The 13,038-nt window shown below is 66.4% G+C and carries 13 protein-coding genes; 8 read left to right on the top strand and 5 right to left on the bottom strand.

Features of this window, described 5'->3' with window-relative positions; all coding sequences use genetic code 11:
• The 5 genes from HHL15_RS12550 to HHL15_RS12530 form a co-directional block, all read left to right on the top strand.
• Positions 1-351, top strand: a 351-nt coding sequence (locus tag HHL15_RS12550; protein WP_206198733.1) for an electron transfer flavoprotein subunit alpha/FixB family protein, incomplete at its 5' end; no start/stop codon positions are given.
• Between the two features lie 40 nt (positions 352-391).
• Positions 392-2,182 carry an acyl-CoA dehydrogenase C-terminal domain-containing protein gene (locus HHL15_RS12545; protein ID WP_169146107.1) on the top strand — a complete coding sequence of 597 codons (1,791 nt, stop codon included), beginning with the start codon at positions 392-394 and terminating at the stop codon, positions 2,180-2,182.
• Positions 2,183-2,295: 113 nt separating this feature from the next.
• Positions 2,296-3,927, top strand: coding sequence for an electron transfer flavoprotein-ubiquinone oxidoreductase (locus HHL15_RS12540; RefSeq protein WP_206198732.1), 1,632 nt, complete (start codon positions 2,296-2,298; stop codon positions 3,925-3,927).
• Between the two features lie 94 nt (positions 3,928-4,021).
• On the top strand, positions 4,022-4,333 hold the full coding sequence (locus HHL15_RS12535) for a DUF485 domain-containing protein (RefSeq protein WP_169146106.1): 312 nt from the start codon (positions 4,022-4,024) through the stop codon (positions 4,331-4,333).
• On the top strand, positions 4,333-6,000 hold the full coding sequence (locus HHL15_RS12530) for a cation acetate symporter (RefSeq protein WP_169146105.1): 1,668 nt from the start codon (positions 4,333-4,335) through the stop codon (positions 5,998-6,000). Before HHL15_RS12535 ends, HHL15_RS12530 begins: the two co-directional genes overlap by 1 nt.
• A gap of 68 nt (positions 6,001-6,068) precedes the next feature.
• On the opposite strand, the gene HHL15_RS12525 is transcribed toward HHL15_RS12530, so the two are convergent.
• Together HHL15_RS12525 and HHL15_RS12520 are read right to left on the bottom strand one after the other, a co-directional pair.
• Entirely contained in the window at positions 6,069-7,133 is a 1,065-nt protein-coding gene (locus HHL15_RS12525; RefSeq protein ID WP_169146104.1) for a zinc ribbon domain-containing protein, read from the bottom strand.
• Between the two features lie 227 nt (positions 7,134-7,360).
• Positions 7,361-7,567, bottom strand: coding sequence for a cold-shock protein (locus HHL15_RS12520; RefSeq protein WP_169146103.1), 207 nt, complete (start codon positions 7,565-7,567; stop codon positions 7,361-7,363).
• Positions 7,568-7,921: 354 nt separating this feature from the next.
• On the opposite strand from HHL15_RS12520, the gene HHL15_RS12515 reads away from it, so the two are divergent.
• From HHL15_RS12515 to HHL15_RS12505, 3 genes are read left to right on the top strand one after another with little or no spacing between them, the layout of a single operon-like run.
• Positions 7,922-9,175, top strand: a complete 1,254-nt coding sequence (locus tag HHL15_RS12515) for an ATP-binding protein (RefSeq protein ID WP_169146102.1) — start codon at positions 7,922-7,924, stop codon at positions 9,173-9,175.
• Entirely contained in the window at positions 9,172-9,717 is a 546-nt protein-coding gene (locus HHL15_RS12510; protein WP_169146101.1) for a response regulator transcription factor, read from the top strand. The genes HHL15_RS12515 and HHL15_RS12510 overlap by 4 nt, the downstream gene beginning before the upstream one ends.
• A complete protein-coding gene (locus tag HHL15_RS12505) occupies positions 9,714-10,112 on the top strand; it encodes an RNA-binding S4 domain-containing protein (RefSeq protein ID WP_169146100.1) in 399 nt (132 codons plus the stop codon). Before HHL15_RS12510 ends, HHL15_RS12505 begins: the two co-directional genes overlap by 4 nt.
• Before the next feature lie 16 nt (positions 10,113-10,128).
• Here the strand turns inward: HHL15_RS12505 and HHL15_RS12500 are convergent, their stop codons facing one another.
• The 3 genes from HHL15_RS12500 to hslV form a co-directional block, all read right to left on the bottom strand.
• On the bottom strand, positions 10,129-11,001 hold the full coding sequence (locus HHL15_RS12500; RefSeq protein WP_169146099.1) for an AEC family transporter: 873 nt from the start codon (positions 10,999-11,001) through the stop codon (positions 10,129-10,131).
• Positions 11,002-11,129: 128 nt separating this feature from the next.
• On the bottom strand, positions 11,130-12,467 hold the full coding sequence (hslU, locus tag HHL15_RS12495; protein ID WP_169146098.1) for an ATP-dependent protease ATPase subunit HslU: 1,338 nt from the start codon (positions 12,465-12,467) through the stop codon (positions 11,130-11,132).
• Positions 12,464-13,003 (bottom strand): ATP-dependent protease subunit HslV, encoded by a 540-nt coding sequence (hslV, locus tag HHL15_RS12490; RefSeq protein WP_169146097.1) that lies wholly within the window; start codon positions 13,001-13,003, stop codon positions 12,464-12,466. The genes hslU and hslV overlap by 4 nt, the downstream gene beginning before the upstream one ends.
• Positions 13,004-13,038 lie beyond the last annotated feature (35 nt).

Below are 13,038 nucleotides of genomic sequence, written 5' to 3'. Positions count from 1 at the left end.
AAGATCATCGTCTCCGGCGGCCGCGGCATGGGCAGCGGCGACAACTACAAGGCTGTGCTCGAGCCCCTGGCCGACAAGCTCGGCGCCGCCCTGGGCGCCTCCCGCGCCGCGGTGGACGCCGGCTATGTGCCCAACGACTACCAGGTCGGCCAGACCGGCAAGATCGTCGCGCCCCAGCTCTACCTGGCTGTCGGCATCTCCGGCGCCATCCAGCACCTGGCCGGCATGAAGGATTCCAAGGTCATCGTCGCGATCAACAAGGATCCTGAAGCCCCGATCTTCCAGGTCGCCGACTACGGACTCGTCGCCGACCTCTTCGAAGCCGTGCCCCAGCTGGTCGGCAGCCTCTGAACGCGCAGCACCCATTCAACCGAATTCGGAAGGAAGCACCATGAGCACTTACGTCGCCCCCGTGAAGGACATGCTGTTCGCCATGAACGAGCTGGCCGGCCTGCAGGAGATCACCACCCTGCCCGGCAATGAGGAGGTTTCCCTGGACCTGGTCGAGGCGATCCTCGACGAAGCGGGCAAGTTCGCGTCCGAGGTGGTCGATCCGCTCAACCCGGTGGGCGACAAGCAGGGCAACAAGTGGAAGGACGGCGTCGTCACCACCGCCGACGGCTTCAAGGAGGCCTATGCCTCCTTCTGCGAGACCGGCTGGAACGGCATGCCGGCCTCCACCGAATTCGGCGGCCAGGGTCTGCCGGTGACCGTGTCCACCGCCGTGCTGGAAATGTGGAAGTCCGCCAGCATCTCCTTCTCCCTGTGCCAGATGCTCACGCTCGGCGCGGTGGAAGCCATCGCCCACCACGCTTCCGACGAGCTCAAGGCCACCTACCTGCCGAACATGGTCTCCGGCAAGTGGACCGGCACCATGAACCTCACCGAGCCGCAGGCCGGCTCCGACCTGGCGGCCATCCGCAGCAAGGCCGAGCCCCGCGGTGACGGCAGCTACGCCATCAGCGGCACCAAGATCTTCATCACCTGGGGCGAGCACGACATGGCGGAGAACATCATCCACCTCGTGCTGGCCCGCCTGCCGGACGCGCCCCCGGGCGTGAAGGGCATCTCCCTGTTCATCGCCCCCAAGTTCCTGGTCAATGCCGACGGCAGCCTGGGCGAGCGCAATGACCTGATCTGCGCCTCCATCGAACACAAGATGGGCATCCATGGCAGCGCCACCGCGGTGATGTCCTTCGGTGACAAGGGCGGCGCCATCGGCTACCTGGTGGGCGAGCCGAACCGCGGCCTCGAATACATGTTCACGATGATGAACCACGCCCGCCTCAACGTCGGTCTGGAAGGCGTCGGCGTGTCGGAGCGCAGCTACCAGCACGCGCTGGCCTACGCCCGTGAGCGCATCCAGGGCAAGATCATCGGCGACAAGAGCGGCGAGAAGAAGCCGATCCTGCACCACCCGGACGTGCGCCGCATGCTGATGGACATGAAGTCCCGCACCGAGGCCGGCCGTGCCATCGCCTACTACGTGGCCGGCTGCATGGACCGCGCCAAGAGCCACCCGGACGCCGACGTGCGCGCCGCCAACCAGCGCCGCCTTGAGCTGCTGACCCCGGTGGTCAAGGGCTGGTGCACCGAGAACGCGCAGGGCATCACCTGGAACGGCGTGCAGGTGCACGGCGGCATGGGCTTCATCGAGGAAACCGGCGCCGCCCAGTACATGCGCGATGCCCGCATCATCACCATCTATGAAGGCACCACCGCCATCCAGGCCAATGACCTGATCGGCCGCAAGACCGCCAAGGAAGGCGGCAAGAGCATGCAGCAGCTGCTCGCCGACATCGCCGAGACCGGCACCGCCCTGCGCAACACCGGAGATGCGGGCATGAAGGATCTGGCCGATGCGCTGGGTGACGGCATCGCCGCCCTCGACGAAGCCACCCACTGGCTGCTCGCCAACTACGACAGCAACCCCCAGGCCGCTGCCGCCGGCTCGGTGCCCTTCCTCAAGCTCACCGGCATCGTCGTCGGCGCCTGGCTGATGGCCCGCTCCGCGCAGATCGCCGCCGGTCGCCTGGACGGTGCAGATGCCGGCTTCTACAAGGCCAAGCTGGCCACCGCGGCCTACTTCGCCAAGCACGTGGTGCCGGAAGCCAACAGCTACCGGGATGCCATCGTGAATGGCGCGGCTGAAGTGCTGGCCCTGGAAGAAGCCCTGTTCTAAGCACCAGTCCCCTGCAGGGGCGGCTTCAGCCGCCCTCAGGGGCTTGATCGAAGTCCGCGGGCGGCTGAAGCCGCCCCTACAAGAATCCTCCCCCTTATCCGGAGACAGCAGCAATGACGCGTGACGCGATGGAATACGACGTGGTGATCGTCGGTGCCGGCCCCTCGGGGCTGAGCACCGCGATCCGCCTGAAGCAACTGGCCGACAAGGCCGGCGCCGAGCTTTCGGTGTGCGTCGTCGAAAAGGGCTCGGAAGTCGGGGCCCACATCCTGTCCGGCGCCGTCATCGAACCCCGCTCGCTGGAAGAGCTGTTCCCGGACTGGAAGGCGCGCGGTGCGCCCCTCAACACGCCGGTGAAGGAAGACCGCTTCCTCTTCCTCACCACCGACAAGGCCTACAAGCTGCCCACCCCGCCCCAGATGCACAACGAGGGCAACTACATCGTCAGCCTCGGCAACGTGGTGCGCTGGCTCGGCCAGCAGGCCGAAGAACTGGGCGTCGAGATCTACCCGGGCTTCGCCGCCGCCGAGGTGCTCTACCACGCGGACGGCTCCGTCAAGGGCATCGCCACCGGTGACATGGGCCTCGAGAAGAACGGCGAACCGGGCCCCAACCACCAGCCGGGCATCGAGCTGCACGCGCGCCAGACCGTCTTCTCGGAAGGCTGCCGCGGCTCCCTCACCAAGGGCCTGTTCAGCAAGTTCAATCTGCGCGAGGGTGTCGATCCGCAGACCTACGGGATCGGCATCAAGGAGCTGTGGGAGGTGCGCCCCGAGGTGCACCAGCAGGGCCTGACCCTGCATACCGTGGGCTGGCCCGTATCCAGCGACGTGTATGGCGGCTCCTTCCTGTACCACCTGGAAAACAACCAGGTGGCGGTGGGCTTCGTGGTCGGCCTGGACTACAGCAACCCCCACCTGTCGCCCTACGAGGAATTCCAGCGCTTCAAGACCCACCCGGAGATCCGCAAGTTCTTCGAAGGCGGCCGGCGCATCGCCTACGGCGCGCGGGCCCTCAACGAAGGCGGCTTCCAGTCGGTGCCGAAGCTGAGCTTCCCGGGCGGCGTGCTGGTGGGTGACACCGCCGGCTTCCTCAACGTGCCCAAGGTGAAGGGCACCCACATGGCCATGAAGTCAGGCATCGAGGCCGCCGAGGCGATCTTCGCCCACCTCACCGCCGAGGGCCAGACCGGTCACGAAGTGCTGGGCTACGCCGAGCGCCTCAAGCAGAGCTGGCTGTGGGACGAGCTGTACCAGGTGCGCAACATCCGCCCGAGCTTCCGCTGGGGCCTGTGGGGCGGCATCGCCTACAGCGCCATCGACACCTTCCTGCTCAAGGGCCGGGCACCGTGGACCCTGCGCCACCACGCCGACCACACCCAGCTGAAGAAGGCGTCGGAGTGCGCCCCCATCGTCTATCCCAAGCCGGACGGCAAGATCAGCTTCGACCGCCTGTCGTCGGTGTTCATCTCGGCCACCAACCACAGCGAGGAGCAGCCCTGCCACCTGCGCCTGAAGGACGCGTCGGTGCCGATCAGCACCAACCTGGCCCTCTACAACGCCCCGGAAACCCGCTACTGCCCGGCCGGCGTTTACGAAATCGTCGAGGACCCGAGCGGGCCGCGCATGCAGATCAACGCCCAGAACTGCCTGCACTGCAAGACCTGCGACATCAAGGACCCGACCCAGAACATCGATTGGGCCGTGCCGGAAGGCAGCGGCGGCCCGAACTACCCGAACATGTGATGTGCATGTGGCAGTACCCCGGGGAGAACAGCATCGCCCCAGGACCATAAACATAAAAAACCAAACCTTCCAACCACCTTCCCAGGAGGAAAACATGTCAGCGGAGATCTACAAGCGAGTACGGGCCAACCCCCGCTTCTCGGAGCTGGAGGGCAAGCGCAGCCGCTTCGCCTACCTGCTCACAGCCATCGTGATGCTCACCTACTACGGGATGATGATGCTCGTCGCCTTTGCCCCGGAGGTGCTGCGCACCCCCATCTCGGAAGGCAGCATGCTGACCATCGGCGTGCCCATCGGCGCCACCATCATCATCGGCTCGTGGCTCCTCACCGGCTGGTTCGTCAATCGCTCCAACGGCGAGTTCGACCAGCTCAACAACGAGATCATCCGGGAGGCCAGCAAGTGATGAATACCAGGAACCTCATTGGAGCCGCCCTGCTGGCCCTCGCCGGCCCGGCCGCCCTGGCCGCCGACGCCGTTGGCGTGGCCCAGAAACAGCCCCTCAACCTGACCGCCATCGGCATGTTCTTCGTGTTCGTGGTGGCCACCATGGGCATCACCTACTGGGCCGCCAGCCGGACCAAGTCCACCGCCGACTTCTACACTGCCGGCGGCGGCATCACCGGCTTCCAGAATGGCCTGGCGATTGCCGGTGACTACATGTCCGCAGCCACCCTGCTGGGCCTGTCGGCGATGACCTTCTCCAAAGGCCTGGACGGCTTCATCTACGCCATCGGCTTCTTCGTCGGATGGCCCGTGATCCTCTTCCTGATGGCCGAACGCCTGCGCAACCTGGGCAAGTTCACCTTCGCCGACATCGCCTCCTACCGCCTCGACCAGGGCACCATCCGCACCTTTGCTGCCTTCGGCTCGCTGACGGTGGTGTGCTTCTACCTGATCGTGCAGATGGTCGGCGCCGGCCAGCTCATCAAGTTGCTGTTCGGCCTGGACTACGCGACAGCGGTGGTCGTGGTGGGCGTGCTGATGGTGATCTACGTGACCTTCGGCGGCATGATCGCCACCACCTGGGTGCAGATCATCAAGGCCTGCCTGATGCTGTTCGGCGGCACGGTGCTGCTCTACCTGTCCCTCGGCGAGTTCGGCTTCAGCCTTGAGACCGTGGCCAAGAAGGCGGTGGAAGTGCACAAGGACGGCATCAAGATCATGGGCCCCGGCTCCCTGATGGCCGACCCGGTCACCGCCGTGTCCCTGTCGCTGGGCCTGGTCTTCGGCACTGCCGGCCTGCCCCACATCATGATGCGCTTCTTCACCGTGCCGAACGCCAAGGAAGCCCGCAAGAGCGTCTTCGTGGCCAGCGGCTGCATCGGCTACTTCTTCATGGTGGTGTGCGCCCTGGGCCTGATCGCCGTCGTCATCGTCGGCACCAACCCGGACTTCTACGAAGGCGGCAACACTGCCGGCAAGATGATCGGCGGCGGCAACATGCCGGTGATGCACCTGGCCAAGGCGGTGGGCGGCAACCTCTTCCTCGGCTTCATGTCCGCCGTGGCCTTCGCCACCATCCTCGCGGTGGTGTCCGGCCTGGCCCTGGCCGGTGCCTCGGCGATCGCCCACGATATCTACGCCCGCGTGATCTGCAAGGGCAGCGCCAGCGAAGCCCAGGAAATGCGCGTCTCCAAGATCGCCACCATCGGCCTCGGCGTGGTTGCGGTGCTGCTCGGCATCCTGTTCGAGAAGCAGAACATCGCCTTCCTGGTGGGCCTGACCTTCGGCATCGCCGCTTCCACCAACTTCCCGATCCTGATCCTCTCCATGTACTGGCGAGGCCTGACCACCCGCGGCGCGCTGCTGGGCGGCCTGGCCGGGCTGATCTCGGCGGTGACCTTCGTGGTGCTGTCCAAGGCGGTGTGGGTGGTGGTGCTGGGCAACAAGGAGGCGCTCTTCCCGTACGAGCAGCCGGCCCTGTTCTCGATGCCCCTGGCCTTCTTCTTCACCTGGCTGTTCTCGGTCACCGACAGCAGCGCCCGGGCCAAGACCGACAAGGCAGGCTTCGACGACCAGTACGTGCGCTCCCAGACCGGCATCGGCGCCGCATCTGCCAGCGCCCACTGAGCGACAGCACACAGCGTTTCTTCCTCCCCCTCGAGGAATTTTCGGGCGCCTTCGGGCGCCCTTTTTTTCTAGACGGGGCTGGCTTCCTGTTCCCTGCGCGGCGTGCCGCAGGCATGGCAATAGCGCGCGAAGGCATTCTTGCGCGCCTCGCAGTGGGTGCAGCGGTTGTACAGGCAGATACCGCAATGGGGGCAGAAGTCGATGGCAGGATCCTTCAGGTCCACCGGCCGCTCGCACCCCGGACAGACGCCCTTGGCCAGGCGTGCCAGCGCCAGGTCGTAATCAAGCTCCTGGCGACGCTGGCTGTCCGGCTTGGCTTCGGCCTGCTTCTGCCGCTCCAGGTAGCGGTTCAGCGCCAGGATGGCGTAGCGCCCTGTCAGCACCGTCACCACGATTCCCACCCCGTAGCGCACATAGCCGCCGTAGCTGGGCAGATAGGGGACCAGCTCGACGAAGAAGGCAAACAGCGCGAAGAAGATGAAGCCCCACACGAAGGGCCACCAGGTGCTCTTGCGGTGTCTGGCGAACAGCCAGCCCGCCACCACCAGCAGGGGCAGCGTCAGGGCCAGCCGGTAAAGGAAGACACGCAGTTCGACCGCGCGCTGCTCGACCGCCATGCGCTGGCGTGCTCCGTCCTGCAGCCTGCCGAGTTCGGCCACCGCGGCGTCCCGGGCCTGCTGCGTATCCAGGGCCACCTGCTGCTGTGCCTGCACGGCCTGCCGGGCACGGCTTTCCAGCTGCTTCAGGTCCTCCAGCCTGCGGGTGCGCGCGATCACCTCCGGGTCCTGGTCGGCGCGCTGCGTCGCACGGCGCGTGGCCAGCCAGTTGGCCAAGGTCTCCCGCTCGGCCTGCACCGTGCCCTGGGCCTTGTTGAGCTGCAGTTCGGCCTGGCTTCGCGCGGCGTCGGTCTGCCGCTGCTGCTCTTCCGCCCGCGAGATGCGCTGGCGCAGATCCACGGCCCGCGCCTTGCCGGCCGCATCGAGGAAGTCATCCAGTTGCAGCGCCACCTCGACGCGCGGCAGATCGTCGACGACGCGCCCTCCCAGCCCGATCAGAAAACCCGCAAAGACGATGGCCACCAACCACAGGCCGCGGCGGAACCAGGTTTCGGACAGGCGTAGGGTCTTGCTCATTGCGGTCTCCGCGCGAGGAAAGGCAGTGCATCGGGGATGGCCACGCCTTTACCTTCGAAGCGGGAGCGTCCATCGCGCTGGATAGTGCCTGATGGCGCGATGAATCGTCCATAAAAGCAAAAAGCCCGGCGAACCGGGCTTTTTGCTGGGGAAGTCAGGCTCCGGAGAGCACGCTTCCAGTGGCTCCACCAGGCCGGCCATGGGGCCGACCGGCTTCGCTCCGCGAATTAGTCAGCGGCGCGAATGTTGGAAGCCTGCTGACCCTTCGGGCCAGTGGTGATGTCGAAGGTCACGCGCTGGCCTTCGGCCAGGGTCTTGAAGCCGGAGCCTTGGATCGCGGAGAAGTGAGCGAACAGATCGTCGCCGCCACCTTCCGGGGTGATGAAACCGAAGCCCTTAGCGTCGTTGAACCACTTCACGGTACCAGTTGCCATGTTGAATATCCTCAAAAAAATAAAAGCAGGGACATGCCCCGAAGGTAGGGCGAAGCTCAAGACGGCGGGGTGTGAAGGAAAGACTTCCGCAGGACTGCGGTGTACTGAACCAGCCAACAACAACACTACTTGAAGATCGCGAGCCGTACTTTGCACTGTATCTGCGGGCAACGCAAACACTATTTGCAGAAAACCCTGCCAAATGGCGTATTCAGGTGGACTGCGACAATCAACCGCAACCCCCGCCGCGATGGGAAAGGCAGAATTCCGGCTTCGCGTCGAAGCACCCCGCACGCCGTCCACGGCGCCCGCCCGCCCACCATGTGCCGGGCACGCTTCGAGGATAATCCCCCGATGCACACATCCTTGCCCACGCCCGCCAATCCTGCCGATGCCCTGCGCCGCCTGATCCATCTGCGCTGGCTGTCCATTGCGGCCATGCTCGGCGTGGTGGTGCTGGTGCCCTGGCTGCTCGACCTGTCCCTGCCCGGCCGGGCTCTGCTGCAGATCCCCGCGGCGCTGATCGCCATCAACCTGCTGAGTCTCGCCCGGGCCCGCCGGCTCGACGAGCACCGCCCCACCGAACTGTTCCTGCAGCTGGCCGTCGATCTGGGCGCCTGGAGCGTCTTCCTGTACTTCACCGGCGGCGCCACCAACCCGCTGATCTCCCTGCTCCTGCCCATCGTCGCCATCGGCGCCGCCACGCTTTCGCCGCCCTTCGCCTGGGCCCTCGCCAGCCTCGCCGTGGCGGCCTATTCGATCCTGTGGGATTTCAACGAACAGCTCGACATCTACGACTCCGGCCTTGCCGTGCATTGGCACCTGGCCGGCATGTGGCTGACCTTCGCCGTGTCGGCGGGCGTGATCGTCTGGTACATCGTGCGCATGACCGCCGCCATCCGCAGCCGCGACCAGGCCCTCGCCGAGGCGCGGGAGGCCCGCCTGCGCAGCGAGCGCATCGTCGCACTGGGCAATCTGGCCGCGGGAGCGGCCCATGAGCTGGGCACCCCGCTGGGCACCATGGCCATCGTCGCGGGCGAGCTGGCCCGCAATCCGGCCCTCGACGACGACACCCGGGCCGACGCCGAACTGCTGCGCGAACAGATCGGCCACTGCAAGGCCATCCTCGGCAACCTGACCCTGCGGGCCGGCAGCCTGCGCGCCGAAGGCGGGGAGACCCTGGCGGCCGACGTCTGGGTCAGCGGGATCATCGAACGCTGGCGGCGCCTGCGCCCCCACGTGGCGCTGACGGTGCAGTGCGACTGCGGCCCCTCGGCACCGCAGCTGATCGCCGACACCACCCTCGAGCAGGCCATCCACAACCTGATCAACAATGGCGCCGACGCCAGCCCCGATGGTCTGGCCTGCGAGATCGCAGTGGAGGCCGAACACCTCCGCGTGCGCGTCCTCGACCGCGGGCCCGGCATGCCCGACCCCCCCCTGCCCGCCGCCCCCGCCCCGGAGAGCCCCGGCAAGGGGCTCGGCATCGGCCTGCTGCTGGCCTTTGGCGCCGTCGAGCGTTGCGGCGGCCGGATCCGTTTCAGCGACCGCCCCGGTGGCGGCACCATCGCCACCCTCACCCTGCCTCTCTCCGCCCTACGCCCATGACGCCTTCCCAGGACGCGCCCCACATCCTCGTCATCGATGACGACCCCGCCTTCAACCGGGTGCTCACCCGCGCCCTCGGCCAGCGCGGCTTCGTCGTGTTTGGCGCCCTCGAACCGGAGTCCGCCCTGGCCCTGGCACGTCTGCACGAGCCCGAGTACGTGGTCCTCGACCTCAACATCGCCGGCAGCTCGGGCCTGCGCCTGATCGAGCCCCTGCTCGCCGCCAACCCGGACTGCCGCATCCTGGTGCTGACCGGCTACGCCAGCATCACCACCACGGTGGACGCGATCAAGCTCGGCGCCACCCAGTACCTGGCCAAGCCCGCCGACGTGGACGCCATTCTCAAGGCACTCAACGCCACCGAGGTGGTGATCGAGGACGGCGCACCGAGCAGCCCCATGTCGGTGGACCGGCTGGAGTGGGAGCACATCCAGCGTGTGCTCGGCGAACACGAAGGAAATATCTCGGCCACCGCCCGTGCGCTTAAAATGCACCGTCGCACCCTGCAACGGAAACTGGCCAAACGGCCGGTCAAGGAATGAAAGAACACAACACCGACGACAAGGTCCGCCTCGACAAATGGCTGTGGGCGGCCCGCTTCTTCAAGCACCGCACCCTCGCCACCGAGGCCGTGGACGGCGGCAAGGTCCAGCTCAACGGAATCCGGGTCAAACCCGCCAAGGACGTGAAAATCGGCGATCGGGTGGACATCCGCATCGCTGAGAGCCAGTACTGCGTGGTGGTCACCGGGATTGCCGAGAAGCGCGGCAGCGCCACCATCGCCCAGACCCTCTACACCGAGACCCCCGAGAGCATCGCAGCGCGGGAGGCCCAGCGCGAGAGCCACAAGCTCGCCGCAACACCGGGCTCGGACCTCCACGGCCGGCCGACCAAGCGCGACCGCCGCCAGATGGGGCGCTTCTCGGGCGACTTCTGAGGCCCGCAGCCGCGCCCTAGAGCACCATTGCCAGGGCCAGGGGCAGGAAGGCGACGGCCAGCACGTTGCCGATCAGCACCATCGATGCCACCTTGTCCGGCTCCTGCTGGTAGCGCTCGGCAAACATGTAATTCAGCACGGCCGGCGGCAGGGCGCCAAATACCACCAGCAGGGCCCGCTCCTGGGGCGGAAGCGGCACCAGCCAGACCAGCAGTGCAGACAGGACGAGCCCGATCACGGGCCGCGCCACCGCACCGAACACGCCAAGGCCGAGCGCACCGATGCGCGACTCGCTGATGCGCACGCCCAGGGCGAAGAGCATCAGCGGGATGGAGATATCCCCCAGCATCTTGATGGCCAGCATGGCCGGCGCCCAGATCTCGATGCCGGCAATGCCCACCGCCAGCCCGGCCACGGTGGCCAGCACCGAAGGCACGCGCCAGACGCTGCTGAGACGCGCGTGGTGATCCAGCAGCCAGGCACCAAACGTGAAATGCGCCAAGTTGGAGACCATGAACATCACCACGGCGGGCGCCAGGGCCTGCTCGCCGAAGGCCAGCACCGCCAGGGGCAGCCCCAGGTTCCCGCAGTTGTTGAACATCATCGGCGGCACGAAGGTACGCGGCGAGATGCCGGCAAGGCGGGCCACGCCCCAGGCAAGGAGCCCGGAGCCCACCACCGCCACACAGGTGGCCCCGAGCAGGGGCAGGTACTGGGTGATGTGGAAGGACTTGTTGGCCAGCGCCCCGAAGACCAGCGCCGGCACGAACACATCCATGTTCAGCTTGTTGGCCTGGGAGAGATCGGGCCGGGCACGGCGACCGACCAGAAAGCCGACGCCGGCGATGGCGAACAGCGGGAACAGGATGGATACGATGCGCAGCAGCATGGCCGGAAGCAGGAGATCCGGACAGGTGCCGGTGGAAGCCCGATTGTAGGGCCGGCCCCGCGGGGCCGGCGTCCGGGTTTTCCCGAAGTGAGCCTGTCCGCGCCGGAGTACCGGCGCGGTGCGGAGGATTACAGCACGTAGCGGGCCAGGTCTTCCCGCTGAGCCAGCATTTCGAGGCGACCATCCACGTAGGCCGCATCGATGGTGACCTGCTGCTCACCCGCCTTGCCGGCCTCGAAAGCCAGCTCCTCGAGGAGCTTTTCCATCACGGTGTAGAGCCGGCGGGCACCGATGTTCTCGGTCTTCTCGTTCACCTGGAAGGCGATCTCGGCCAGGCGGCGGATGCCATCCGGCGCAAACTCGAGGCTCACCCCATCCGTCGCCAGCAGGGCTTCGTACTGGCGGGTCAGGCAGGCATCGGTCTGGGTCAGGATGCGTTCGAAATCCTCGACGGAGAGGGATTCCAGCTCAACGCGGATCGGAAAACGTCCCTGCAGTTCGGGGATCAGATCGCTGGGACGCGACAGGTGGAAGGCCCCGCTGGCAATGAACAGGATGTGATCGGTCTTGATCATGCCGTACTTGGTGCTGATCGTGGTGCCTTCCACCAGCGGCAGCAGATCCCGCTGAACCCCCTGGCGGGACACGTCAGCGCCGTGGCTGTCCGAGCGGGTGGCGATCTTGTCGATTTCGTCGAGAAACACGATGCCGTTCTGCTCGACCATGCGCAGGGCCTCGGTCTTGAGATCCTCGTCATTGACCAGCTTGGCGGCCTCCTCGTCGGCCAGCAGCTTCATGGCCTCCTTGATCTTGAGCTTGCGGGACTTCTTCTTCCCGCCGCCCAAGTTCTGGAACATGCTCTGCAGTTGCCCGGTGAGCTCTTCCATACCCGGAGGGGCGAGGATCTCGGCGGTCATGCCGGGCACGGCCACTTCGAGCTCGACTTCCTTGTCGTCGAGTTCGCCCTCGCGCAGCTTCTTGCGGAATTTCTGGCGGGTGAGGTTATCTTCGGCCGCAGCCGGCTCGGCGCCAAAGCCCACGGTCGGGCGGGCCGGTGGCAGCAGGATGTCCAGCACCCGGTCCTCGGCGGCGTCCATGGCCCGGTCGCGGACCTTCTTCATGGCCTGCTCGCGGTGGCTCTTGATGGCGATCTCGACCAGATCGCGGATGATGGTGTCCACATCCCGCCCCACGTAGCCCACTTCGGTGAACTTGGTGGCTTCGATCTTGATGAAGGGCGCATTCGCCAGGCGTGCCAGGCGACGGGCGATCTCGGTCTTGCCGACGCCGGTCGGTCCGATCATCAGGATGTTCTTGGGGGTGATCTCGCTCTTCAGGGGCTCTGCCACCTGGGCCCGCCGCCAGCGGTTGCGCAGGGCCACGGCCACGGCCTTCTTGGCCTTGCCCTGGCCGACGATGTGCTTGTCGAGTTCGGAGACGATTTCCGGAGGCGTCATCTGGGTCATGGCTTGAGCACCTCGATGGTGTGGCACTGATTGGTATAGATGCACAGGTCGCCGGCGATGGTCAGGGACTTCTTGATGACCTCCTCGGGGGCCAATTCGGTGTTCTCGATCAGGGCGCGGGCGGCCGACTGGGCGTAGGCGCCACCGCTGCCGATGGCCACGATGCCCTGCTCGGGCTCGAGCACGTCGCCGTTGCCGGTGATGATCAGGGAGTTGTCGAGGTCGGCCACCGCCAGCATGGCTTCGAGACGGCGCAGGGCGCGATCGGTACGCCAGTCCTTGGCCAGCTCGACCGCGCTGCGGACCAGGTTGCCCTGGTGCTTTTCCAGTTTGGCCTCGAAGCGCTCGAACAGCGTAAAGGCGTCTGCCGTGCCGCCGGCAAAGCCGGCCAGGATGCGGTCCTGGTAGAGCTTGCGGACCTTGCGCGCACTGGCCTTGATGATGATATTGCCGAGGGTGACCTGGCCGTCGCCGCCAAGGGCTACGTGCCGACCACGCCGGACCGAGAGGATGGTGGTGCCGTGATATTGTTCCATCGCACTGATATGAGGACTGAAGAAAGAATTGCAAG

The organism is Zoogloea dura, assembly GCF_012927165.1.
Classification (GTDB): domain Bacteria; phylum Pseudomonadota; class Gammaproteobacteria; order Burkholderiales; family Rhodocyclaceae; genus Zoogloea; species Zoogloea dura.
This window is presented reverse-complemented; position numbering and strand designations above follow the sequence as displayed.